This is a genomic window from Mangrovicoccus sp. HB161399, assembly GCF_013184745.1.
Classification (GTDB): Bacteria; Pseudomonadota; Alphaproteobacteria; order Rhodobacterales; family Rhodobacteraceae; genus Mangrovicoccus.
Window position 1 is genome coordinate 1 of the sequence record NZ_JAATVU010000027.1, and the last position, 22,989, is coordinate 22,989.

The window sequence follows — 22,989 nt, forward strand, 5'->3', positions numbered from 1 at the left end:
GGCTCACACCATACGAATACATCTGCAAGATATGGACATCAGAGCCAGACAGATTCATCCTCGATCCGATCCACCAGATGCCGGGACTGAACAACTAGGCGCCGCCGCGGCGGGGGCGGCTCAGCACTCGCCGTGCGGAACCATCACGACCGAGCTGTAGACCCCGCCCGACTGTTCCATCCGCGCGCAGGCGGCGGTCATCGAATTGTACCAGTAGGCCACCTGCCCGGAATTGCGGGTGTTGTCGTAGCCCAGCCCGGACAGGGTCGCCGCGGAGCCGTCGACGGAACGACCCTGGAACCCGGTCAGGTCGGTCGAGTCGCCGCCCGAGGCCTGGACGGTCCCGGCCCCGCCCATGGCCGGCGCGCCGCCGCCCGCGGTCATCATCGGCATCTGGTCGCAGGCCGACAGCGCGGCGAGGCCGAGAACGAGGGCGGCGGAGGCTCTGGGGAATGTCATGGCGGGTCCTTTTCTGTGCATGCGGCCCGGAGGCGCGTCGCGACCGACCCTAGCAGCCGCCGCCCGCGCCGTGAACCGCCCTCACCCCGCCGCATCCGCCTGCGCCGCCCAGAGCGCCGCGTAGCGCCCGCCGGCCGCCAGCAGCTCGGCATGGCGGCCCTGCTCCACCACGCGCCCCGCCTCCAGCACCAGGATGCGGTCGGCATCGACCACGGTCGACAGCCGGTGCGCGATGGTCAGCACGGTGCGCCCCTTGCCCATCGCCTTCAGCGCGCCCTGGATGTCGCGCTCGGTCTGCGTGTCGAGCGCGCTGGTCGCCTCGTCGAGCAGCACGATGGGCGGGTTCTTCAGGATGGTCCGGGCAATGCCGACCCGCTGCTTCTCGCCGCCCGAAAGCCGCAGCCCGCGCTCGCCCACCTGGGTCTGGTAGCCCTGCGGCAGCGCCGCGATGAAGCTGCCGAGCTGCGCCGCCTCGGCCGCCGCCTCGATCTCGGCGCGCGTCGCCTCCGGCCGCCCGTAGGCGATGTTGTAGAGCAGCGTGTCGTTGAACAGCACCGTGTCCTGCGGCACCACGCCGATCTGCGCATGCAAGCTGTCCTGGGTGACGTCGCGCACGTCCTGCCCGTCGATCGCCACCCGTCCCCCGGTCACGTCGTAGAATCGGAACAGCAGCCGGCCGATGGTGCTCTTGCCCGCGCCCGACGGCCCGACCAGCGCCACGGTCTCGCCCGGGGCGGCGGCGAAGCTCAGCCCGTGCAGGATCGGCCGCGCCGCCTCGTAGCCGAACTCGACCGCCTCGAAACGGACCTCGCCCCGCGGCACCTTCAGCGCGGGCGCCCCGGGCTTGTCGGCGACCTCGGGCGGCTGGTCGAGCATGTGGAACATCGCGCCCATGTCGACGAAGCTCTGGCGGATGTCGCGGTAGACCGAACCGAGGAAGTTCAGCGGCTGGATCACCTGGATCATGTAGGCATTGACCATGACGAAATCGCCCACGGTCAGCGTCGCCCGCTCCACCCCGACGGCGGCCATGACCATCACCGCGACAAGTCCCGCGGTGATCAGGAAGGACTGGCCGAAATTCAGTGCCGAAAGCGAATAGGAGGATTTGACGGCCGCCGTGATGTAGCCCTCCATCGCCCGGTCGTAGCGCGCGGCCTCGCGCGCCTCGGCCCCGAAATACTTGACCGTCTCGAAATTCAGCAGGCTGTCGATCGCCTTCTGGTTGGCATCCTGGTCCTGGGCGTTCATCTCGCGGCGCAGCCCCAGCCGCCATTGCGTCACGCGGAAGGTGAAGGCCATGTAGGCGGCCAGCGTGACCGCGACGGCGACCAGGTACCAGATGTCGAACAGCGTCACGAGGACGGCGCAGATCAGCACCAGTTCCAGCACCAGCGGCCCGATGGAAAAGAGCATGAAGCGGAGCAGGAACTCGATGCCCTTCACGCCGCGCTCCATCACGCGGCTGAGCCCGCCGGTCTTGCGGGTGATGTGGTAGCGCAGGGACATCCGGTGGATGTGGGTGAAGGTCTCCACCGCCACCTCGCGCAGGGCCTGCTGGCCGACGCGCACGAAGATCACGTCGCGCAGCTGCTGGAACCCCACCGTCATCAGCCGCGCCATGCCGTAGGCGACGGTCAGCCCGACCGCGCCGAGCGCCAGCATCGGGACGCCCTCGCCCGAGAGCCGGTCCACCGCGCCCTTGTAGAACAGCGGCGTCGCCACGCCGACGAGCTTCGCCAGAGCCATCGATAGCACGGCCAGCACGACCCGCAGGCGGAATCCGGGACGGTCCCTCGGCCAGAGATACGGGCCGACCCGGGCGAGGATCTCGCGCGGGCGGGCTTCGGCGGCAGGTTCGGCCGCATCGGCAGGAAGGGCGGCGGCACCGCGGGCGGCGGGAAAGGAGGATGATCGCAAGGCTGGCTCCGGCGGACTGGCCCGGCGACGCTAGACCGCCCCGCGCCGCTTGGCCAGCACCCGCGGGCAGCACCGCGGGCCGGGACGTGCCGCGGCAGCGCTGCGGGGCCAGGGCCATTGCCCAGGCAGCAGCCGCCATCCGAGCGCGTCGGCCTGAAGATCAGAGGCCGAGCCGGACCGGGGGCCGACGGAATGGCCGCCGGGGCGCACCGCCGGAGCCACCCGGCCGCCGCAATTGCTCCGCCCCGGCCATCCGCGCGTCATTCCGCTTCCAACGGGGACCTGGCAAGGCAGCAAAGGCCCCCCCCGGGCCTGCCGCCATCATGCGCCATCCCGACGCGGCCGGGTTCCGCGCAACCGGTGAACACACAGAGCTGGCTCGGGCCCGTTGCGCCATTCGATCCGTCTGCGCCGAGAACAGGGCAACCGGCATGCGGCCCGATTGCGTCCCAGGTCCGCCGATGATGCCGCCGCGACGCGATCCGCGGAGAGACTGCGGCAGCTCAGGCAGATCGGACAGCCGCTGAAACCGCCCGGCCCCGGCGCATCATGCAGGGCTTGCAGCCTTGCGATCGAGCCGGCGCGGCATTGCCTTTCCCATGGCACGCGGGGGCGGGAACGCCCGCCCGCGGAGCGCTGGACGGCCTGCCGCACGGTGCGGTCCGCGCCCGCACCCGAAGCCTCCCCAGGGAACGCTCCCCGGCCGGCACCTGCCCCGGAGCGCGACGCCAATGGATCGATCAGCTGCCGGGCCACCGGAGAGATGGCGGACCCGACGATCCGGCAAGGGCAGCCGACGCCGCATTTGACCGCGCCTGCTCCGCCGCGCATGATGGCAGCGAAACCGTCAGGAACACCCCATGCGCCTGCTTGCTCCGTCCCTGCTCCTCGGACTCTCCCTCATCGCCGCCTGCGGCACCCCGCAGGAGCGCTGCAGCAGCGACATCGCGCGCGAGCAGCGGCGCGTGGAGTCGCTGATCTCGGAGACGCGCACCAACCTGGCGCGCGGCTATACCTACGAGACCGAATACAGGGACGTGAATGTCGGGATGACGCTGTGCAACCGCGGTCCCAGCGTCGGCTGGTGCGTCGACAACCGGACCCGGCCGATCCGCCGCGCCGTCGCGATCGATCCCGAATCCGAGCGGCGCAAGCTCGACGCGCTGCTGAAGAAGCGCGACCAGCTGCGCAGCGCCTCCTGCACGGCCGATGGCCGGCCGGTCAGTGCGCCGGTGCGCTGACCGGGTCGATCAGGGTGCGGCCGCCGTCGATCGTCAGGATCTGGCCGGTCATGAAGGCCGAGCCTTCCGAAGCGAGAAACTGCACCGTCTCGACGATTTCCTTGGGGCCCGCAATGCGCTGCAGCGGCGTGTTGTCGACGATGCTCTGGCGGTAGTCGCGGTTTTCCTTCAGCGAGGATTTCAGGCTGTCGGACATGACCGAGCCGAAGGCGACCGAGTTGACCCGGATGCGGTGCTCGGCCAGCGCCACGGCCAGTGATCGGGTCAGCTGGTCGAGCGCGGCGGTGGAGACCGAGAAGGCCAGAAGCTCGGGCTGCGAGCGGCGCGCCGCGATCGAGGAGACGTTGATGATCGAGCCGACCGGCCCGTCGGCATTCTCGTCGGCTTCGGCCTGGGCGATCATCCGCTTGGCCGCGAGCTGGCTGAGCCGGTAGGCCGGCATCAGGTTCTGCTGCAGCAGCTCCTTCAGCGTCTCGTCCCCCGAGGCGCTCAGCGGGTCGTCGGCGATCACCTGCCGGCTGCCATTGACGAGGATGTCGAGCCGGTCGAAGGCATCGAGCGTCGCCGACATCAGGTTGGCCAGCGTCAGCCGCTCGCGCAGGTCGCCGGCGAACCAGGCGGCATGCTCCTTCTCGGGCAGCGCGTCGAACTCGTCCGAAAGCTTGTCCTCGTCCATGTCGACCATCATGACGCGCGCGCCCTGGTCGAGAAGATGCCGCGAAACCGCCAGGCCGATGCCGTTGGCGGCTCCGGTCACGATCGCGGTCTTTCCTTCCACGGACAGGCTCATGCGCGTCTCCCTGCAGTCTTGCCGGTTTTCGGAGATGCGGCTTCTATCACCTTGTAGCCCGACTGGGCCACCACTTCCGTGACGGAAGCGAAATGTGCCTCCAGCGTCGCCTCGTAGGGAAGGTGCCGGTTGGCGACCATCCAGAAGCGGCCATGCCGCGACAGCATGCGCGCGGCCGCCTGGATGAAGGCGCGGCCGAGATCGGGGCTGGTCTCGCGCCCGGTGTGGAAGGGCGGGTTCGACACCACGAAATCCATCCCCTCGGGCTCGTGCCAGGCGGTGGCGTCGGCCCAGTGGAAGCGCGCGCGCGGATCGGAGATGTTGGCCTTCGCGGCTTCCAGCGCGCGGTGGTCCTCCTCGACGAGATGCAGCCGGGTGACGGCGGCATTCTCCAGAACGGCGGCCGAGAGATAGCCCCAGCCCGCGCCCAGATCGGTGCCCGCGCCCTTCAGCGGCGGCAGGGACTCGGCCAGGAGCTTCGACCCCGGGTCCACCCCGTCGGCGGAGAACACGCCGGGCCCGGTGCGGAACTTGCCGACCATGGGCCAGTCCGCGGCGATGCGCGCCCAATCGCCAAAGACCGGCGCGGCGGCGAACCAGAACAGCCGCCCGTGGGATTTGACGAAGCTGTCGGACACCTCGACCCGCTCGCGGCATTCCTTCAGCGCGGGCTCGACCCCGTCGGTCTTCTGGCCGTCGACCAGCAGCGGCGCGCCCTCGGGCAGCGCGGCGGCCGCCTCGGCGATGCGCAGCCGGGAAGCCGGGCGGGCGCGGCCGAGGAAGACCAGTGCCGCGGCATAGCCGCCGCCCGGTTCGGTGCGGGCGGCGATGCCGCGCGCGGCGCAGGCGGCATGCAGCCTCGCGGAGGGGGAGATCACCTCGATCCGCTCGGGCGCGATGCCCGGCAGGACCGGCGGCTCGGGCGGGTCGAAGACGGCGATTCGACCGGCGGCAGGCATCGGCGCTGCGCCCGTCTCGAGGGCCAGGGAAACACGTTTCAACATGGGAAGACGGGCCGCGGCGGCCGCTATTCCTTTTCCATTGTGCATTGCAGCGGATGCTGGTGGCGGCGGGCGAAATCCATCACCTGCCCGACCTTGGTCTCGGCCACCTCGAAGGAGAAGACGCCGACGACGGCGACTCCCTTCTTGTGGACGGTCAGCATCAGCTCGAAAGCCTGGCTGTGGCTCATGCCGAAGAACCGCTCCAGCACATGCACGACGAATTCCATCGGCGTGTAATCGTCGTTCAGGATCAGCACCTTGTAGAGCGGCGGACGTTTCGTCTTGGGCCGCGTCTTGGTGATGACCCCGGTGTCGTTGTCGGTCTTGCCGTCCTTGCCGGACATGATCGGGTCGATTAGAGGCACTTACGCGGGCTCCGGAGCTCTTCAAATTCTCTCAGGTGCAGCACAATATACTTCGGCGCCCCGATGATGAAAGGGGTTTGCGCCAGGATGGTGACACTCGTTACCGAATCGTTCCCGAGAATAGGTGCCAAATGGTCAAGAATGTAACAACGGTGGCCTTCGATGCCGATGACACGCTGTGGCACAACGAACAGTTCTTCAAGCTGACCGAAGCACGATTCGCGGATCTTCTTGCAGATTACGCCGCGCAGGACCACCTGGCGGAGCGGCTTCTCGCTGCGGAGCGGCGAAATCTCGGCCAGTACGGCTACGGCATCAAGGGCTTCATGCTGTCGATGATCGAGACCGCGCTGGAGGTGACCGAACACCGGATCCCGGGCAAGGTGATCCAGGAGATCATCGAGGCCGGCCAGGAGATGCTGCGCCATCCGATCGAGCTGCTGCCCCATGCCCGCGAGGCGGTGGAGGCAGCGGCCGGGACGCATGAGGTGCTGCTGATCACGAAGGGCGACCTGCTGGACCAGGAACGCAAGCTGGCGCAGTCCGGACTGGGCGACCTGTTCGACGGGGTGGAGATCGTCTCGGAAAAATCCGAGGAGACCTACTGCGCGGTCTTCGCGCGCCACGGCCACGCGCCGGAGCGGGCGCTGATGGTCGGCAATTCGCTGCGCTCGGACATCCTGCCGGTGATCGGCATCGGCGGCTGGGCGGCCTTCGTGCCCTACCACCTGAGCTGGGCGCTGGAACATGCCGAGGCGCCGGAGGGCCATCCGCGCTTCCGCGAGCTGCGCGACCTGGGCGGGCTGGCCGGCATGATGCAGCACGCGGAAGCGGACTGAGCGCCCTCAGCCCGCGCCGCGTTCCGCCATCGCCTCCGTGTCGCGGAACACGATCCGCTTGCGGCCGGTCTCGATCAGCCCAAGCCGGTTCAGCCGGGAAATCGCGCGCGACACCGCCTCGCGGTTGGCGCCGACCTGCGCCGCCATCGACTCGTGGGTCGGCGCGGGCTGCAGCACCCCGCCCGGCCGGCATTCCCCGGCATCGCGCGCCATCCGCAGGAGCAGCTGGCAGAGCCGGGTCTCCACGTCGTGCATCACCAGACCGAAGACCTGGTCGTTGAGCAGGCGCGTGCGGCGCGCGAGCTCGGTGGCGAGGTTCAGCGCGATCGCCGGTTCGGACAGCAGCAGTTCGCGGAAGCTGCGGGTCGGCATGTGCAGCAGCTGGCTGTCGGTCTCGGCATGGACCGTCAGGGAGCGCGGCTCGGCATCCAGCACCGCCATCTCGCCGAACAGCGTGCCGGGATGGATCCTGCTGAGCACCAGGTCCCGCCCGCCCGGCGAGCTGTCGCGGCCGACAAGGCAGCCGGAGAGCAGCACGAAGACCCTGTCGCCCGCATCGCCCTTCTCGAACAGCGTCTGCCCGGCGGACAGCCCCCGGCGGCGGACCCCCCCCTGCAGGCGGGCCAGCGCGGGACCGTCCAGCGAGGCGAAGATCGGCACCTCGTGCAGGATCTTGCGGATGTCTTCCTCGGCAAGGTCCGTCTCGGGATCACTGGGCATGGACATGCATCCGTCCTCTCTCATGGCCGCGCAATCCTAGCCGCGGCGGCCCGTGCCGCAAGGCGCGAGCGCATCGCAGCCGGGGCGGAATCGCCGCAGCGGCACCGGATTCCCTGAGCCCGCAGGAAGGAACGGCCGGACCCGGCCGCTTTCCGCCGCCCGCCGCGGCGGCAAAACCGATGTGCATTTGCAACAGGCACCGGACCAAAATCGCCATACATGTTGGGGGACACCCAGACTGTCCCCTCAACATGCCCGATTCGTTAAAGCAGGGTAAACGGCACCGCGGCGAAAACCACAGTGCAAGCAACTAAATGCTCTGACATGCAAACGGGGCTGTGCTAGCCTTTCGGCCAAAGGCAGGTGCCGACCGGAAAACCGGCGGCAAGAAATCAGGCAGGTGACGTCAATGAAACGTCTGGGGCAGCGGGCAGGCTGGGCCGCCGTGATTGCGGCGCTCCCCCTCATCATACTCGCATCCATATCCACACCCGCAGCCGCGCGGCAATATGCGGATTTCGTCATGGACGCAAGAACCGGGGAGGTGTTGCATTCGCAGAACGCCGACACCCGGCTGCATCCGGCATCGCTGACCAAGATGATGACGCTCTACGTCACGTTCGAGGCGGTCGAGCACGGGGAGATCTCGCTGGACACCAAGGTGCGGATCACAAAGGCGGCGGCGGCGGAGCCGGCGTCGAAGCTCTATCTCAAGGCAGGCAGCTCGATCGAGCTGCGCTACCTGATCCGGGCGGCGGCGGTGAAATCCGCCAATGACGCGGCCCATGCCATCGCCGACGCGGTGGGCGGGTCGGTCCCGGGCTTCGCGGCGCGGATGAACCGCACGGCCAAGGCGCTGGGAATGAAGAACACCACCTTCAAGAACCCGCACGGCCTGACCACCCCCGGCCACCTGTCGACGGCCCGCGACATGTCGATCCTGGGGCGGCACCTGTTCTACGACTATCCCGAATACTACAACCTGTTCTCGCGCATCACGACGGATGCGGGCGTGACGACGGTGGCCAACACCAACCGCCGCCTGCTCAGCTCCTACCGCGGCGCGGACGGGATCAAGACCGGCTACACCAATGCGGCCGGGTCGAACCTGGTGGCGTCGGCCGAGCGCGGCGGCGTTCGGATCATCGCCACCGTCTTCGGCGGCTCCTCCTCCGCAGCGCGCAACAAGCGCGTCGCCGAGCTGCTGGATCTCGGATTCCGCAAGGCGCCGAAATACGCGAAGGTCGACAAGCCGCACAAGCCGAACTACGCGATCGCCAGCGCGCGCACCGTCGTCCACAAGAGCGTCGTGCCAATGCGGCGTCCGGACCATGTCATCGCCCTCGCCGCGGCCCGCAGCAACATCGTGATTGCCGAGGCCGACATCCAGGAGGCGCTGGAAGAGGCGCAGGCTGCCCCGGACACCGCCAGCAGCCTGCCCGAGGAAGTCGTGGCGCGCTCCTTCGTGCCGATGCCGCGGCCGGACGACCTGCTGCCCGGCCAGGCGGCGCCGGCGGACGCGGCGACGGACATGGCGCGTGCGGCCCTAGCGGATGAAGAGGTCGAGGAAGCCGCGGCCGAGATCGTCGCCACCACCGCCGCCGTGGACACCTCCGAGGAGGAGGACACGGTCGAGGTCGCCATGGCAGGGACCGCCACCGATGCGCCCCCCGCCCCGGCACCGTCCTCCGCCGCCAACGGCACGCCGCTGCGCATCACCATCGCCAAGGCGCTCGGCCAGGCCGCTTCCCCGGCCGCAGCCGAGGCCGCCGAGGCGCCGGTCGAGACCGCCGCCCTCGCCATCGGCCCGGAAAACATGGAACGGCCCGAGCCGCGCCCCGCCGTGACCTTCTCCACCTCGGACATGGCGCTGGAGGAAGACGGCGGCCAGAATGCGGCGCCGGTCACGGTGTCGACCCGCCAGGGGCCGGACAGCTGGGGCATCGCCGTCGGGCGCTATTCGACCCGCTGGCAGGCCGAGCGCGTGCTGCTGCGCACCGCGCTGCAGCAGGTCGACCTGCTCGGCAAGGCCAAGCGCGCGGTGGTGTCCAAGCCGACCGGATTCGAGGTCCAGTTCGTCGGGCTGAGCGAGGCCGAAGCACAGCAGACCTGCCTGCGGCTGAGCGCCCGGGACGAGCGCTGCTCGGCCTTCGGCTCCTGACGACAGGCAAGAAAATGTCCATCCAGGGGCGGCGGGGCGCGGGCTTCCGCCGCCCCTGCCTTTTTTCCGGGCAGCGAGTCAGGGCCTGCCCCGGCATTGCGATGGCAAGCTTTTTTCCTTTCCATCCGGTAAAACTTTTTACTTGTCGCAAAGATTTCACACAGCCCTAATAACGGTGCAGTGAAATCGGTGGGGGGGGTCCCATTGCACGGCACACTAGCATCCGGCGCGCCCCGCAACGGGATCCGGACAACTGCGCCATGCCCGACGGCCCGCTTCGCCTTGCGTGACCAGACAAGCGAAGAAGGCAGGCACCGGCCATGACCCTGATCTATTCCGAAGGCTTCGAAACCGACGGCAACGGCACCCGCTACGCGACCTCCGTCGCCGAATTCACCGACGGTTCGGGCGATTTCTTCCTGCGCACCGACGGCTCGGATATCGGCAGCTTCTACCAGGTGGCCGGGGCCGAGGGCAGCTACTTCTTCGCCGGCATGGATCTGGACGGCGAAGGCGCCGAGGGCTCGCAGGTCCTGACCATCACCGGCATCGACATCTCCGGCTATTCCGGGCTGGAACTCTCGGTCATGGTCGCCGAGGACGACGACGGCGAAAGCCAGGACTGGGATGCCGATAGCGGCTTCACGGTGGACTATTCCGTCGATGGCGGCGCCTGGCAGACCGCGCTGTCCTTTGTCGCCTCGGACACCAATACCGAGCCGATGCAGGACACCGATTTCGACGGCACGGGCGACGGCCCTGCCCTGTCCGCCACCTTTGCCGCCTTCGCCGCGATGCTTTCCGGCACAGGCAGCACGCTCGACCTGCGCTTCAACCTGTCGAACCTGAACGCGGGCGACGAGGACGTGGCCTTCGACAAGATCGAAATCTCGGGCACCGAGGAAGCGCAGTACTATTACCTGCAGGTCACCGAGATCTGGCCCGGCCAGACCGGCCAGGACATTACCGCCGACTGGTTCGAGATCGCAAACGAGGGCAATGCGTCCTGGATCTCGGGCACCAGCCCCGACCTCTGGTACGACGATGACAGCGCCGATACCGCGGCCGCCGATCCGATCGAGGGCATCTCGCAGATCCTGCCGGGCGAAAGCGTTGTCGTGGTGATCGGCACCGAAGCCGATGCCGAGGCCTTCCGCGCGGTCTGGAGCCAGGTCATCGACCTTTCGGGCGTGCAGGTCGGCTATACGGACGGTGCCGGGCTCGGCCAGGGCGGCGATGCGGTTGTCCTGTTCGAAGGAGCCGAGGGAGCGCTCGAGGAAATCGAAAGCGAAGCCTATCCCGATGCCGACGACGACAGCGGCAAGTCCTGGGATGTCGCGGCGCAGGCCTTCTCGGAGACAGGCACGGAGGGCGCGGTCGCCACGCTCGAGCTGGGCGGCACCGGCGACGAACCGGCCATCGGCTCGCCCGGCAACGGCGCGGCCATCGAAATCGAGGAGCCGTCCGACGCGCCCTCGATCTTCTCCTACATCCAGGATTTCGACAGCGAGACCACCCCCGGCGGCAGCTACACCGATGCCGGCGATGCCGCGACCGACCATGACCTCGCCAACAACGAGGGCGAGCCGCCGGTCAACTCGGTGGTCTCCGGACTGGTCCTGAATGGCCAGCTCGCCTTCTCGGCCTCCTACATCAACACCCGCGGCGGCGAAGGGCTGACCGACGGCGACTTTGTCGGCGTGGCGGACTACACCGGCACCGTGGGCGAATTCACCTCCGGGGCGCAGGGCTACGAACTGCAGGATTCCGACGGCGCGATGCTGCTGGCCTTCGAGACGGTCGACACCAGGAATGCGGCCGAGGTCATCGTCACGCTGGACGCGTTCCTCCAGGAAACCGGCTGGGAGGCCGAGGACCTGATCCGCATCGGCGTCGATACCGACGGCGACGGCGAGATGGACGTGATGCTGCTCGACACGACCGGGCAGGACATCGACGACCTCGGGATCGAGGGCGCCTGGCAGACGCTGTCGGCCACGCTTCCCGCCGAGGCGGACGAGGCCACGCTTATGGTGCTGATCGACAGCGACAGCAGCTCGGAGTCGCTCTACGTCGACAGCGTCTCGGTCGCGACCGCGCCCCTGACCGAGTTCCGCTTCACCCAGAGCTTCGAGAACGAGACCGCCCGCCCGAACATCTATTTCGACGACGGCGATCCCAATGCCGACCATGACCTGGCCAACGAGGACCGGCCGAATGCCCGCCGCGTCGACAGCGAGACGTCCTCCATCGCGACGACCGGCGAACTCGCCTTCGACGCGCGCTTCGAGGCCACCCGCCCTTCGCAGGACGGCATGACCGACGGCTCGCCCAGCGGCGTCAGCGTCAACACCGGTTTCGTGCATGCGATGACGGACGGAGAGAACGGCTACCAGTTCAAGGACACGGACGGCAATTTCGTGCTCGAATTCGAGCGGATCGAGAACATCGCCGCCGACCTCGTGACCGTGTCGCTCGACGTCTTCGTCAACGAAACCGACTGGGAGGCGCGCGACCGCATCGCCATCGGGCTCGATCTCGACGGCGACGGCGCGATCGACCAGTACCTCGTCGATTCCACCGGCCAGCTGGTCGATGACGTGATCGCCGAAGGCGAATGGGTGACGCTGACTGCCGAGGTGGTGATGCCCGACAGCGTCCAGCTGATCGTCGAGCATGACGCCAACTGGAAGGCGGAATCGATGATGATCGACAACATCGTCATCGAGGGGCAGACCGGCGTCGCGGGCATCCCCGCCGATCCCGCCCCCGAAGCGCAGGGCAGCCTCGTCCACAGCCTCGCCTCGGTCACTTCGGTCGAGGGCGGCGCGGAAATCGTCGCCAAGCTGCACGGGCTGGACCTGCTGGCCGTCGGCAACGGCGCGGGCGTCAGCCTCTTCGACATTTCCGACATCGCCGATCCGGTTCTGGACACGCAGATCGACCCGGCAAGCCTGGGCGCGGACGCCTCCGAAGTGACCTCCGTCGCCACATGGGGCGAAGGCGACGCCGCCGCGCTCGCCTTCGCGGTCCCCGCGGCCGATGTCACCGCCAACGGCACGGTCTATTTCGGCAACCATGCCGACGGCACCTTCACTGCGGTCGAGGTCGGCGCCCTGCCCGACATGGTGACCTTCTCGGAGGACGGCAGCTACCTGCTGGTCGCCAACGAAGGCCAGACGGCGGATGGCGACAACGCGCCGGACGTCCTGCCCAACCCCGACGGCTCGGTCTCGATCATCTCGCTCGGCCGGGACGGAGACGGGCTGCTGACCGGCACCTACAGCATCGAGAGCTTCGATTTCTCGGACGCCTCGATCACCGCCGAGGCGCTGGCCGCCAAGGGCGTGCGGATCGATCCCTCGGCGCCCTCCATCGCGGCGGATATCGAACCCGAGTTCATCGCCGTGATCGGCAGCACCGCCTACATCTCGCTGCAGGAGAACAACGCGGTCGCGATCATCCCCGACATCGCGACCTTCACCGGCTTCACCATCGACAACATCGTCTCGGCCGGAGAGATCGACCACCTGCAGCTCGGCTTCGGCCTCGACACCTCCGACAAGGACGGCGGCGCCGAAATTGCCACGGCGGACGTTGTCGGCCTCGCCATGCCGGACGGGCTGGTGGCCTTCGAGATCGGCGGCGCCTCCTATTTCGCGGGCGCCTCCGAGGGCGACACCCGCGGCACCGACGAGGAACGCGCGGCCGATGCCAATGTCGATCCGGACGCCTATTCGGAAACCGATCTGGCCGATGAAAACCTCGGCCGCCTGACCGTCTCCACCATCGACGGCGACACCGATGGCGACGGCGACATCGACCAGCTGACCGCCTTCGGCACCCGCTCCTTCGCGATCTACGATGCCGACGGCAACCGGCTCTACGACTCCGGCGACCTGCTGGCGCGGATCGTGCTCGCCGAGCAGGGCGAGGAGCGCTATCCCGACGGCCGGTCCGACAACAAGGGCGTGGAGCCCGAATATGTCGAATTCGGCGAGATCGGCGGCACGCCCTACCTCTTCGTCGGGCTGGAGCGCGCCCAGAGCGTCGTGGTCTTCGACATCACCGATCCGGAAAACCCTGTCTATGACAGTTTCATCGACCTGCCGGGCGTGGACGAGCCCGAGGGGCTGAAATTCATCCCCGCAGCCGACAGCCCCACCGGGACCCCGGTTCTGGCCGTCGCAGGCGAGGCAAACAGCACGCTGGCGCTGGTCGAACTGGGATCGAACATCCCCGAATACACGATCGGCGAAGTCCAGGGCTCGGGCGCCGAAAGCGCCATGGTCGGCCAGCAGGTCACCGTCTCGGGCATCGTGGTCGGCGACTATGACGACGAAGGCGAACTGAGCGGCTTCTACCTGCAGTCGGCGGACGGCGCGACCGACGGCGACGACGCCACCTCGGACGGCATCTTCGTCTATGTCGGCGACGCCGGCGGCGATGTGACGAATGTCTCGGAAGGCGACATGGTCACCGTCACCGGCACGGTGGACGAGTATTTCGGCCAGACCCAGATCGACACCGTCACCTCCATGGCCGTCACCGTGCCGGACGAAGGCAGCGCGGTCCTGCCCACCGCGGCGGTGCTCGACCTGCCCGGCAGCGGCTCCTATGCGGACGAGGCGACCTACGAGCAGTACGAGGGCATGCTCGTCAGCATCGAGGACACGCTCTATGTCAGCGAATACTACCAGCTGGCGCGCTACGGCCAGGTCACGCTGACCGAGGGCGGACGGCCCTATACCTACACCCAGGTCAGCGAGCCCTCCGTCGAGGGCTATGCCGCCTGGCTGGAGGAACTGGGCAGCCGCCAGATCATCCTCGACGACGCCAGCAACGCCCAGAACGCCTATACCGGCGACGGGGACGTGATCCCCTTCCCCGATGGCGGGCTCTCGGTCGACAACTACTTCCGCGGCGGCGACACGGTCACCGGCCTGACCGGGGTGCTGAGCTGGAGCTGGGCGGGCTCTTCGGGCACCGATGCCTGGCGCCTGCGCCCGACGGAGTCCGCGCCGGTCACCTTTGACGGGGAGAACCCGCGCGAGGACAGTCCGGAAGATGTCGGCGGCTCGCTGAAGGTCGCCAGCTTCAACGTACTGAACTACTTCACCACGCTCGATGACGGCTCTTCCTCGGTGAACGGCGATCCGCGCGGCGCCTCCAGCCAGGCGGAGCTGGACGCCCAGACCGGGAAGCTGGTCTCGGCCATGCTCGGCATGGATGCCGACGTGTTCGGCCTCGTCGAGATCGAGAACGAGTTCGGCGACCAGAACGGCGACGGCCGATTCGCTGTGCAGCACCTGACCGACGCCCTGAACGCGGCGGCCGGATCGGACATCTACGCCTGGGTCGATCCCGGCCAGGGCACCGTCGACAGCACCGACGTGATCACCGGCGCCTTCATCTACAATGCCACCACGGTCGAGGTGACGGCGGGCTCGACCGTCGCGATCCTCAACGACACCACGAACCCGCTCGAATTCGACAACGCGGTCTTCGACGGCTCCTCCACCAACCGCGCCTCGCTGGCGGTCAGCTTCACCGAGCTGGCCACGGACGAAAGCTTCACGGCGGTGATGAACCACTTCAAGTCGAAGGGCTCGGTCAACCCGGCCGAGGGCAACGCGGATGCCGGCGACGGCGCGGGCGCGAACAATGCCATCCGCCTGCAGGCGGCGCAGTCGGTCGATGCCTGGCTGGCCACCGATCCCACGGGCTCCGGCGACACCCGGACACTGGTGATGGGCGATCTCAACGCCTATGCGATGGAGGATCCGATCGCCTGGCTGGAAGAGAACGGCTATGCCGATCTCGCCCGCGCCTTCGCCGGGGACGACGCCTACAGCTACGTCTTCGACAGCCAGCTCGGCACGCTCGACTACGCCCTGGCCAATGCCGACATGTTCGACTTCGTCACGGGGGCAACCGAATGGCACATCAATGCCGACGAGGTGCCGCTCTTCGACTACAATGACGACGTGCTCGACAGCGGCGAGAGCAGCTACGAGGAAGAGCCCGGCGGCACCGAGCTCGACGATGCCGGGCCCTGGCGCACCTCGGATCACGACCCGGTGCTGGTCGGGCTGGACCTCACCGCGGACAACCTGCTCTGAGCCCGCCACGCGGAGGCGCCCGAGGCGCCCCCGCCATGCGCCGCCTGCCCCCGGGCCGCGGCGCTTCCGGAGAGACCTGGCCCGACCCGGCTGCCCCATGGCCTTCCTTCCCGGGGGCAGCCGGGTCGGGCCTTCCTGCAGGTCCGGGCGATGCCGCGCGGATGGCTGGCCGCGGACCGGGTCTGCGGTCATTTTCACGTTTCGCGCCCTTTCCGCATGGGTTAGGACCTCTGCAGGACAAGCAGGGCGGCAGGACGCGTGAGCAGCCGGAAAAGCAGGATTTGGGATGCCGGGCTCGACCATGAGCGGCGGCGCTGGCCGTTCTTCTGGATCAGCCAGGTGAACGAGGCCTACATGCGCGCTCTCGAGCGGCGCATCAAGCCGATCGGCATCGACGCGCCGCGCTGGCGCGCGATGATGAGCCTCTACGAGGAGGACTACCTGTCGATCTCGGAAATCGCCGAGCTGTCGGCGGTGAAGCTGAACACGACCACCAAGGTGGTGCAGCGGATGATCGCCGACGGGCTGGTGACGACGCGGGTGCGCCCCACCGACGGACGCGTGACCGAGGTCTGCCTGACGGCGGAAGGCAACCGCCTGCGCGCGCTGGCCGTCAAGGAAGCCGCCTTCGTCTTCGAGGCGAGCTTCGGCAAGGTGCCTGTGGAAGACATGGACCGGATGAACGCCCTTCTGGCGGGCGTCCTCGAGGATTTGCGGAAGCTCTGAGATCAGGCCGGATGGGCGAGCCGGTGATAGCCGCGCCCGAACCAGACGAGCCCATGGTCGGGCCTGTCGCGCAGGCGCACCGCCTCGACCTCGCAGAAGATCACCGAATGCGTGCCCTGCACCTTGCGCGACACGATCCGGCAGTCGAAGGCGGCATTGGCGTCCCGAAGCACCGGCGCGCCGGTGGCGAGCCGCAGCCAGCTCCCATGGGCGAAGCGGTCGACGCCCTCGCGGTAGCGGGCGAAGACGCCGGACAGCTCCTCGTGCCCTGCCCCCAGCACGTTGACGCAAAGGACGCCGTTGGCGACCAGCCGGTCATGCGCCCGCGAGGCGGTGTTGATGCAGGCCAGCAGCATCGGCGGCGTGTCGGTGACCGAGCAGACGGCGGAGGCGATGATGCCGTGCCGCCCCTCCGCCCCGTCGGTGGTGATCAGGTTGACTGCCGCGCCGAGACGGCTCATCCCCTCGCGGAAGGCGCCGACATCGCTCATATGTCCAGCACCAGGCGTTTTCCGGAGGCGCGCGAGCAGCAGGCGCAGATCATCTCGCCCTCCTCGCGTTCCTCTTCGGTCAGGAACTGGTCGCGATGGTCGATGCCGCCCTCGATCACGTCGGTGACACAGGTGCCGCAGACGCCTTCCTCGCATTTCACCTCGATCTTCACGCCCGCCTTTGCCAGCGCCTTGGCGATCGTGTCCTCGGGGCCGACCGTCACGGTGATGCCGGAGACCGCCGCCTCGACTTCGAAGCTGTCGCCGGTGACGTCGACATCCGCCGAGAAGTACTCGCGATGGACATTGGCCGTCGCATGGCCCGCTGCCTCGGCCGCGCCGATCACCCAATCCATGAAGCCCTGCGGGCCGCAGACATAGAGATGCGTGGCCGCATCGGGTGCAGGCAGGTCGCGGGCGAGGTCGAGCTTCTGCCCAACCGCGCCATCGTCGAAATGGAAGGCGACGCGATCCGCGAAGGGCGCGTCCTCCAGCAGGTCGAGGAAGGCGGTGACCTCCTCGGAACGGGTGCTGTAATGCAGCGTGAAATCCCGCCCCAGCGCATGCAGCCGGTGCGCCATGGCGATCATCGGCGTGATGCCGATGCCGCCGCCCAAAAGGACCGTCTTCGCCGCGCTTTCCTCCAGCGGGAAATGGTTGCGCGGGCCTTCCACCGTGAAACTCGCCCCCGGCACGGCCAGGCGGTGCACCGCTTCGGAACCGCCGCGCGAGGCCGGGTCCTTCAGGACGCCGATCTCGAATTGGCCGGTTTCCGCCGGATCGGAACACAGCGAATACTGCCGCCAGAGGTCCAGCTCCGGCAGGTACAGATCCAGATGCGCGCCGGCCGTCACCGGCGGCAGCGCGTCGCCGGTCAGGCGCAGGCGGATGATGTTGCCGCGGTCCTCGATCCTCTCGGCAACCGTCAGCGTCATGGGATTCGTCATGTCGAAGCTCATCTGAGGTAGAGTCCGCCGTTCACGTCCCAGCAGGCGCCGGTGACGAAGCGCGCCTCGGGCGAGGACAGCATCGCCACCATCGAGGCCACGAAGGACGGGTCGCCGAGCCGGCCGACGGGAATGTTGGCGAGCATGCCCGGCATCTTGTCGGCGGGCACGATGTCATGGACCATGGGCGTATCCATCGGTCCGGGCGAAATGGCGTTGCAGGTCACGCCGTACTGGGCGAGGTCGCGGGCGAAGACCTTGGTCAGGGTCAGGATCGCGCCTTTCGAGGCCGCGTAATGCGCCCCGGTCGCCGCGCCGCCATTCTGGCCGGCAAGCGAGGCCATGTTGACGATGCGGCCATAGCCGCGGTCGCGGAAATGCCGCCCGAAGGTCTGGCAGCCGGCAAAGACGCCGCCGGCATTCACCGCCATGATGGCGTTGAACTCGGCCGGGTCGATCTCCAGGATCGGCTGCGCCTTGGTGCGGGCGGCATTGTTCACCAGCACCTCGACAGAACCCCAGCGCTCGATGCACTTGTCGAGCACCGCCGCGAAGTCCCCGGGTTGGCCCACATCCAGCGTCGCCGTCACCGCGGTTTCCCCGGCAAGGTCCAGCTCCGAGGCCAGCGCCGCGGCGGGCTCCAGGTCGATATCGGCGATCACCACGCGGAAGCCCGCGCGGTGGAGCGCGCGGACCGCCTCGGCGCCGAAACCCTTGGCGCCCCCCGTAATGACGGCGGTCTGGATCTGTTCGGGCAAGGGCGCCGCCATCAGAAGAGGTAGCTGATCGAGGTCAGCATCCCGTCGGAGTTCAGCAGGCGCACGACCTTGTCGCGGATCTTCAGCCCCTCGGGCGTCGAAACCAGCACATAGCCCATGTCGGCGGCGAACAGGCGCTGGCGGCCGAACTTGTCCTCGACCACCGTCTCGGCAGCGCGGACATGGATCAGCTCGCCCTCGACCGCCTCGATCACGATGCGCGACACGGTGCGCACGGTCTGGGCGGGCGGTGCCGAGGAGATGGAGAACCCGGCCTGGAAGCGCGCGACGCGGTCCTTGCGCATCTTCGCGCCATCGTAACAGAGGTTCAGCGCCTCGGCATAGCCGGAGGCGGGCTTCAGCGCCTCGCCCGGCTCGGTGATCGGCATGACATAGGTGCCCTGCCCGTCCCAAAGCGCCAGCCACGGGTCGTAATCCTTGCGGTCGAGCATGTCCGCCTCGGCCCAGAGGAAAGCGGTCACCTCCATCAGCGTGGCGCCGGTCTCGATCCTGGTCATCTCGGTCATGCCGACATCATCCTCTTCCACATTGCGTAGGCCGCGCGCATGCCGGTTTCGGCGCTGATATGGCCGCGCGGACCGTCGGTGCCTGCCGTTTCGTCGACCATGCCGCGGTTGACGAGGATCGGCAGCGTCTCGCCGCCCTTGGTGCCGCGCTGCACCCGTTCCCAGACTTCTGCGTCATCGGGGCTGCCGAAGCCCATCGGCCCCTGGAAATGCTCGTGAAGCCGCAGCCGCATGCGGTTCGCCGCCGCCGGCCCGCCCTCCATGCCGAGCGCGATATGGCGGATCTCGGTCTCTTCCACGGTCACGGGCCGCAGCACGCGGAAGAAGGACAGCGAGAAGGACACGTTGGGGAAGAGGTTCAGGTTGAAGCCTGCGCCGCCGACGGCACGGACGATCTTCTTCACCTGCTCTTCCGGATAGCCCTCGCCGCGCAGCTCTTCGGCAAGCTCGGCAAAGCGCTCGGGGATCGGCGCGTCGAGATTCTCGTCGAGATCCACGAGTTCCGGCATCATCACCATGACCGAATGGCCGTTGCCCAGATCCTCGACGAAGCCGCGGCCATGCTCGAGGAAGCTGAAGACCTGCTCGGTCTCGCCATCCAGCGACTGCAGGAAGGACTTGTGGACGATCGGGAAATGGTAGGCGTCGGTGGTGTTCTCCAGCTGCACCTTCCAGTTCATCGGCACCTTGAACTGGTGCTCGCCCAGCACCTTCACCGGGAAGCCGCCGCCCTGCTTCATGAACAGGTCGATCCACTTCTTCACCGGGCCGAGGAAGTCCGAAAGCGGCTCCAGCTCGTCATTGAACGTGGCGAAGACCATGCCGGCATAGCTGTCGGTGCGGAGCTTCAGCAGCCCGTGCTGCGCCTTGTCGAAATCGTCGCCGTACTGTTCCGGATAGGGCAGCGCCCGGAGCGAGCCGTCGAGCCCGTAGCCCCAGCCGTGATAGGGGCACTGGAAGGACGAGGTCTTGCCCTTCTTCACCTCGCAGACCGTCGCCGCGCGGTGGCGGCAGCGGTTGACCATGCAGTGGATCGCGCCCTTGCGGTCGCGCACCACGATCACCGGCTCCTTGCCGACATGGGAGAGCTTGAAGGAGCCCTTGTCGGGGAATTCGCTTTCATGTGCGACCCAGACCCAGGTCTTGTGGAAGATCTTCTCCATCTCGGCGTCGAAAAGCGCCGGATCCTCGTACATCGAGGTGGCGACCTTGGCCTCGGCCTCGTCGTAGAGCGCGTCGAGATCGCTGAATTTCGGCATGTCGAGAGACATCTCTGCCCTCCGGTCTCAGATGTTTTCGGGGATCTGGAGCGCGCGGCCCATCCGCGCCTCCACGGTCATGTATTTCCACAGCCGGTGGTTTTCCTCGCCCACGACGATGGTGCGCAGCAGGTTGCAGGCCGCCTGCACCGCCTCGCGGTTGGGGAAATCGGCGAGGATGTACCAGGTGTATGGGAAGCCGCGCGACGAGCCGACGAAGGTCTGGTCGTCATCGAAAGTGCCGACGATGGTGACGCCCTCCATCTGGTCGATGGAATACATCAGCTCCTGCGTCGCCTTCCAGACCGGGCCGATGCGGTCGAAAGGCAGCTCGAAGAAGGCCGGGTGGTTGTTGAAGCACAGCAGCGTGCGGAGGGCTGGGGTCTCGGTCATGTTCGGGGTCCTCACGGGTATCCGGGGGCGGTGGGCTGGTCGAAGAACCCGGCGCCGGCAAGCGTCCAGGTTCCCTCGTTCAGGAAGGCGTGCTGCGCAACGCAGGCGGCGTCCATCATGCAGCGGCCGAGCGGATGGCCCGCCAGCATCGCGCCGGAGCCGCCCAGCACGAAGGCGCGGCGCGCGGCCTCGGCGCCGTCGCGGGCGGCCATGGTGGCGGCCATGCGCAGGCGGATATGGGTGTCGCGGTCGGTCTCGCCATTGGCCAGAACCTGGCTCCAGCCCTCCTCGATCGTGTCGAAGAAGGCGGCGCGGGCGCCGGAGAGCAGGCCCCTGGCCTTGGCGAATTCGCTTTGGACGTAGGGGCGTGCGCCGGGCGCGGCGGCACCGGTGATCGAGGCGCGGGACAGCGAGTTCTCCTGCACCCAGCCGAGCGCCTCCTTCGCCGCGCCGAGCGCGACGACGGCCAGCACCTGCGAGGCGATGGCCATGGCCGGATAGCGGAAGACCGGATCGTCGAAGGACGGGGTCGAGCCGCGCACGAAGGTCCAGTCAGGCGCGACGGTCACGTCTTCGACCACGACATCGTGGCTGCCGGTGGCGGAAAGCCCGATGGAGTCCCAGGTCTCGTCCACCGTCACGGCGGATTTCGGCATGACGGCGACGCGGGGCAGCGGCGTGGTCTCGCTGTCGAGGCGGATGCCGACGCCGACGAGGTCAGCGCCCATCACGCCCGAGCACCAGGGCCAGCGGCCGTTGACGACATAGCCCCCTGCCGTTTCCGTTGCGGGCTGCGGCGGGAACATCGCGCCGGCAAAGACCGTGTCCGGGTCGGCGCCGTAGATCGCGGCGTAGGTCTCGCCGGGCAGCGCGCCGAGATAGAGCGCCGAGACACCGAAGCTTGCCACCCAGCCGGTCGAGGCGTCCGCCGCCGAGATGTCCTCGATCAGCGCGCAGAATTCGGCGGGGGACAACGCGTCGCCGCCGAAGCGTTCCGGCACGAAGGCGCGGTAGGCGCCCAAGGTCTTGAGGTCCGCCACCACGTCGCGCGGGACATGATGGAGCGCGGTGAATTCCGCGCGGCGGGCGCGGATGCGGGCCAGGATCGCGGCGCGGTCGGCGACCGGCCGCGGCCCCGCCAGGGTCGCAGGAGCTGTCATGCTGTCTCCGTCTGGGTCTGGAGGCTCTCGGCGAGCCGGATGGCGATGGCGCAGAGGCGGGCATCGTCGCCCTTGCGTCCGATGATCTGCAGCCCCGCGGGCAGCCCGTCGGGGGTGGGCCGCGGGATCACGATGGCCGGATGGCCGGACAGGTTGAACGGCCGCTGGTACCGCGTCAGGCCCAGCACCGTCTTCGGGTCGCGCGCCTCGGCCAGCGTCGGGGGAATGCCGTCGAGCGCCGGGGTGACAATGGCGTCGCAGCTTGCCAGCAGGGCATCCACCTCGGCAGTGAAGGCCATGCGGAGGCGCTCGGCCTCCGCAACCTTTTGCGCCGGGATCTCGCGCGCCGCGGCGAGCCGCGCGGCGATGTCGGGGCCGATTGGTGCGCCTCGGTCGAGAAGATGCCCGAAAGCCGCCTCGGTCTCGGTGGCGATCAGCGTCATGCCGGCGGCGAAGGCAGCGTCGAGCCCCGGCAGCTCTGCCGTTGCGATGCCCGGCAGGCCGGCATCGACCTGCAGCAGCACCGGCTCCGCCTCTAGCGTCACCGGCACGAAGGACGGGTCCATGGCGGCCATGGCGCGGGTGAGCATCCCGCCGTCGCGGGCGAAGGCGCCGATGCAGTCGAGCGTGCTGGCGGCAGGCGTGGCACCCTCGCGGCTGATCCGTCCGAAGGTGGGCTTGATCCCCCAGACACCGCAGCAGGCCGCGGGCTGGCGGACGGAGCCGCCGGTGTCGGTGCCGACGGCGAAATCGCACAGCCCTGCGGCCACGGCCACGGCCGAGCCTGAGGAAGAGCCGCCGGGAATGCGGTCGGGCCAGCGCGGATTGACCGGCGTGCCGAAGGCGGCGTTCACCCCGGTCATGCCGAAGGCGAGCTCGTGCATGGCGGCTTTCCCGATGATCCGGCAGCCGGCGCCGAGCAGGCTGTCGACCGCCGCGGCATTTGCCGCTGCGGGCGCCGCGTCGCGGAAGGCGGCCGAGCCGCAGGCGGTCGCGTGCCCGGCAATGTCGAGGCAGTCCTTGACCGCGACGCAGAGGCCGTCGCCGCCGAGGGAAAGCCGGGCGACAAGCGCGCCGTGATCCTCTGTCCTCTGGCCGTCCATTGGG

Annotated in this window: 19 protein-coding genes; 5 read left to right on the top strand and 14 right to left on the bottom strand. The window is 68.4% G+C overall.

Annotated elements, in window-relative coordinates:
* Positions 1 to 120: 120 nt before the first annotated feature.
* Complete coding sequence (locus tag HCC78_RS16000; protein ID WP_172329800.1) at positions 121 to 459, bottom strand: hypothetical protein; 339 nt, start codon at positions 457 to 459, stop codon at positions 121 to 123.
* An 81-nt stretch (positions 460 to 540) separates the two neighbouring features.
* Positions 541 to 2,379, bottom strand: a complete 1,839-nt coding sequence (locus tag HCC78_RS16005; protein WP_253949199.1) for an ABC transporter ATP-binding protein/permease — start codon at positions 2,377 to 2,379, stop codon at positions 541 to 543.
* Between the two features lie 860 nt (positions 2,380 to 3,239).
* Here HCC78_RS16005 and HCC78_RS16010 point away from each other — a divergent pair.
* Positions 3,240 to 3,620, top strand: a complete 381-nt coding sequence (locus HCC78_RS16010; protein WP_172329801.1) for a hypothetical protein — start codon at positions 3,240 to 3,242, stop codon at positions 3,618 to 3,620.
* Here HCC78_RS16010 and HCC78_RS16015 read toward each other — a convergent pair.
* From HCC78_RS16015 to clpS, 3 genes are all read right to left on the bottom strand, one after another.
* Positions 3,601 to 4,410: an SDR family NAD(P)-dependent oxidoreductase gene (locus HCC78_RS16015; protein WP_172329802.1), complete on the bottom strand. Its 810-nt coding sequence runs from the start codon at positions 4,408 to 4,410 to the stop codon at positions 3,601 to 3,603. The genes HCC78_RS16010 and HCC78_RS16015 overlap by 20 nt on opposite strands.
* Positions 4,407 to 5,369, bottom strand: a complete 963-nt coding sequence (locus tag HCC78_RS16020; protein ID WP_253949200.1) for a class I SAM-dependent methyltransferase — start codon at positions 5,367 to 5,369, stop codon at positions 4,407 to 4,409. The genes HCC78_RS16015 and HCC78_RS16020 overlap by 4 nt, the downstream gene beginning before the upstream one ends.
* Before the next feature lie 68 nt (positions 5,370 to 5,437).
* Positions 5,438 to 5,758 carry an ATP-dependent Clp protease adapter ClpS gene (clpS, locus tag HCC78_RS16025; RefSeq protein WP_108262804.1) on the bottom strand — a complete coding sequence of 107 codons (321 nt, stop codon included), beginning with the start codon at positions 5,756 to 5,758 and terminating at the stop codon, positions 5,438 to 5,440.
* Positions 5,759 to 5,910: 152 nt separating this feature from the next.
* Between clpS and HCC78_RS16030 the strand changes: the two genes are divergently transcribed.
* Entirely contained in the window at positions 5,911 to 6,618 is a 708-nt protein-coding gene (locus HCC78_RS16030; protein ID WP_172329804.1) for an HAD family hydrolase, read from the top strand.
* Positions 6,619 to 6,624: 6 nt separating this feature from the next.
* Here HCC78_RS16030 and HCC78_RS16035 read toward each other — a convergent pair whose 3' ends face one another.
* Complete coding sequence (locus tag HCC78_RS16035) at positions 6,625 to 7,344, bottom strand: Crp/Fnr family transcriptional regulator (protein WP_172329805.1); 720 nt, start codon at positions 7,342 to 7,344, stop codon at positions 6,625 to 6,627.
* Between the two features lie 517 nt (positions 7,345 to 7,861).
* Here HCC78_RS16035 and HCC78_RS16040 point away from each other — a divergent pair.
* The 3 genes from HCC78_RS16040 (at position 7,862) to HCC78_RS16050 (ending at position 16,347) form a co-directional block, all read left to right on the top strand.
* Positions 7,862 to 9,499, top strand: coding sequence for a D-alanyl-D-alanine carboxypeptidase family protein (locus HCC78_RS16040; RefSeq protein WP_253949201.1), 1,638 nt, complete (start codon positions 7,862 to 7,864; stop codon positions 9,497 to 9,499).
* Between the two features lie 320 nt (positions 9,500 to 9,819).
* On the top strand, positions 9,820 to 15,621 hold the full coding sequence (locus HCC78_RS16045; protein WP_172329807.1) for an ExeM/NucH family extracellular endonuclease: 5,802 nt from the start codon (positions 9,820 to 9,822) through the stop codon (positions 15,619 to 15,621).
* 258 nt (positions 15,622 to 15,879) lie between these two features.
* On the top strand, positions 15,880 to 16,347 hold the full coding sequence (locus tag HCC78_RS16050; protein WP_371743845.1) for a MarR family winged helix-turn-helix transcriptional regulator: 468 nt from the start codon (positions 15,880 to 15,882) through the stop codon (positions 16,345 to 16,347).
* Between the two features lie 2 nt (positions 16,348 to 16,349).
* Here the strand turns inward: HCC78_RS16050 and HCC78_RS16055 are convergent, their stop codons facing one another.
* From HCC78_RS16055 to HCC78_RS16090, 8 genes are read right to left on the bottom strand one after another with little or no spacing between them, the layout of a single operon-like run.
* Entirely contained in the window at positions 16,350 to 16,838 is a 489-nt protein-coding gene (locus HCC78_RS16055) for a flavin reductase (protein WP_172329808.1), read from the bottom strand.
* Complete coding sequence (locus tag HCC78_RS16060; RefSeq protein WP_172329809.1) at positions 16,835 to 17,785, bottom strand: PDR/VanB family oxidoreductase; 951 nt, start codon at positions 17,783 to 17,785, stop codon at positions 16,835 to 16,837. The genes HCC78_RS16055 and HCC78_RS16060 overlap by 4 nt, the downstream gene beginning before the upstream one ends.
* 8 nt (positions 17,786 to 17,793) lie before the next feature.
* Positions 17,794 to 18,543, bottom strand: coding sequence for an SDR family NAD(P)-dependent oxidoreductase (locus HCC78_RS16065; protein ID WP_253949202.1), 750 nt, complete (start codon positions 18,541 to 18,543; stop codon positions 17,794 to 17,796).
* An 11-nt stretch (positions 18,544 to 18,554) separates the two neighbouring features.
* Positions 18,555 to 19,070: an aromatic-ring-hydroxylating dioxygenase subunit beta gene (locus tag HCC78_RS16070; protein WP_172329811.1), complete on the bottom strand. Its 516-nt coding sequence runs from the start codon at positions 19,068 to 19,070 to the stop codon at positions 18,555 to 18,557.
* Complete coding sequence (locus HCC78_RS16075; protein WP_172329812.1) at positions 19,067 to 20,341, bottom strand: Rieske 2Fe-2S domain-containing protein; 1,275 nt, start codon at positions 20,339 to 20,341, stop codon at positions 19,067 to 19,069. The genes HCC78_RS16070 and HCC78_RS16075 overlap by 4 nt, the downstream gene beginning before the upstream one ends.
* 15 nt (positions 20,342 to 20,356) lie before the next feature.
* Positions 20,357 to 20,722 (bottom strand): hypothetical protein, encoded by a 366-nt coding sequence (locus HCC78_RS16080; protein ID WP_108259982.1) that lies wholly within the window; start codon positions 20,720 to 20,722, stop codon positions 20,357 to 20,359.
* An 11-nt stretch (positions 20,723 to 20,733) separates the two neighbouring features.
* Entirely contained in the window at positions 20,734 to 21,882 is a 1,149-nt protein-coding gene (locus HCC78_RS16085) for an acyl-CoA dehydrogenase family protein (RefSeq protein WP_172329813.1), read from the bottom strand.
* Entirely contained in the window at positions 21,879 to 22,985 is a 1,107-nt protein-coding gene (locus HCC78_RS16090) for an amidase (protein ID WP_172329814.1), read from the bottom strand. Before HCC78_RS16090 ends, HCC78_RS16085 begins: the two co-directional genes overlap by 4 nt.
* Positions 22,986 to 22,989: the final 4 nt, after the last annotated feature.

Coding starts and splice junctions, on each gene's coding strand:
- HCC78_RS16000 (WP_172329800.1), bottom strand. CDS start 459: ATGACATTCCCCAGAGCCTCCGCCGCCCTCGTTCTCGGCCTCGCCGCG.
- HCC78_RS16010 (WP_172329801.1), top strand. CDS start 3,240: ATGCGCCTGCTTGCTCCGTCCCTGCTCCTCGGACTCTCCCTCATCGCC.
- HCC78_RS16015 (WP_172329802.1), bottom strand. CDS start 4,410: ATGAGCCTGTCCGTGGAAGGAAAGACCGCGATCGTGACCGGAGCCGCC.
- HCC78_RS16020 (WP_253949200.1), bottom strand. CDS start 5,369: ATGCCTGCCGCCGGTCGAATCGCCGTCTTCGACCCGCCCGAGCCGCCG.
- clpS (WP_108262804.1), bottom strand. CDS start 5,758: ATGTCCGGCAAGGACGGCAAGACCGACAACGACACCGGGGTCATCACC.
- HCC78_RS16030 (WP_172329804.1), top strand. CDS start 5,911: ATGGTCAAGAATGTAACAACGGTGGCCTTCGATGCCGATGACACGCTG.
- HCC78_RS16035 (WP_172329805.1), bottom strand. CDS start 7,344: ATGTCCATGCCCAGTGATCCCGAGACGGACCTTGCCGAGGAAGACATC.
- HCC78_RS16040 (WP_253949201.1), top strand. CDS start 7,862: ATGGACGCAAGAACCGGGGAGGTGTTGCATTCGCAGAACGCCGACACC.
- HCC78_RS16045 (WP_172329807.1), top strand. CDS start 9,820: ATGACCCTGATCTATTCCGAAGGCTTCGAAACCGACGGCAACGGCACC.
- HCC78_RS16055 (WP_172329808.1), bottom strand. CDS start 16,838: ATGAGCGATGTCGGCGCCTTCCGCGAGGGGATGAGCCGTCTCGGCGCG.
- HCC78_RS16060 (WP_172329809.1), bottom strand. CDS start 17,785: ATGACGAATCCCATGACGCTGACGGTTGCCGAGAGGATCGAGGACCGC.
- HCC78_RS16070 (WP_172329811.1), bottom strand. CDS start 19,070: ATGACCGAGATGACCAGGATCGAGACCGGCGCCACGCTGATGGAGGTG.
- HCC78_RS16075 (WP_172329812.1), bottom strand. CDS start 20,341: ATGTCTCTCGACATGCCGAAATTCAGCGATCTCGACGCGCTCTACGAC.
- HCC78_RS16080 (WP_108259982.1), bottom strand. CDS start 20,722: ATGACCGAGACCCCAGCCCTCCGCACGCTGCTGTGCTTCAACAACCAC.
- HCC78_RS16085 (WP_172329813.1), bottom strand. CDS start 21,882: ATGACAGCTCCTGCGACCCTGGCGGGGCCGCGGCCGGTCGCCGACCGC.
- HCC78_RS16090 (WP_172329814.1), bottom strand. CDS start 22,985: ATGGACGGCCAGAGGACAGAGGATCACGGCGCGCTTGTCGCCCGGCTT.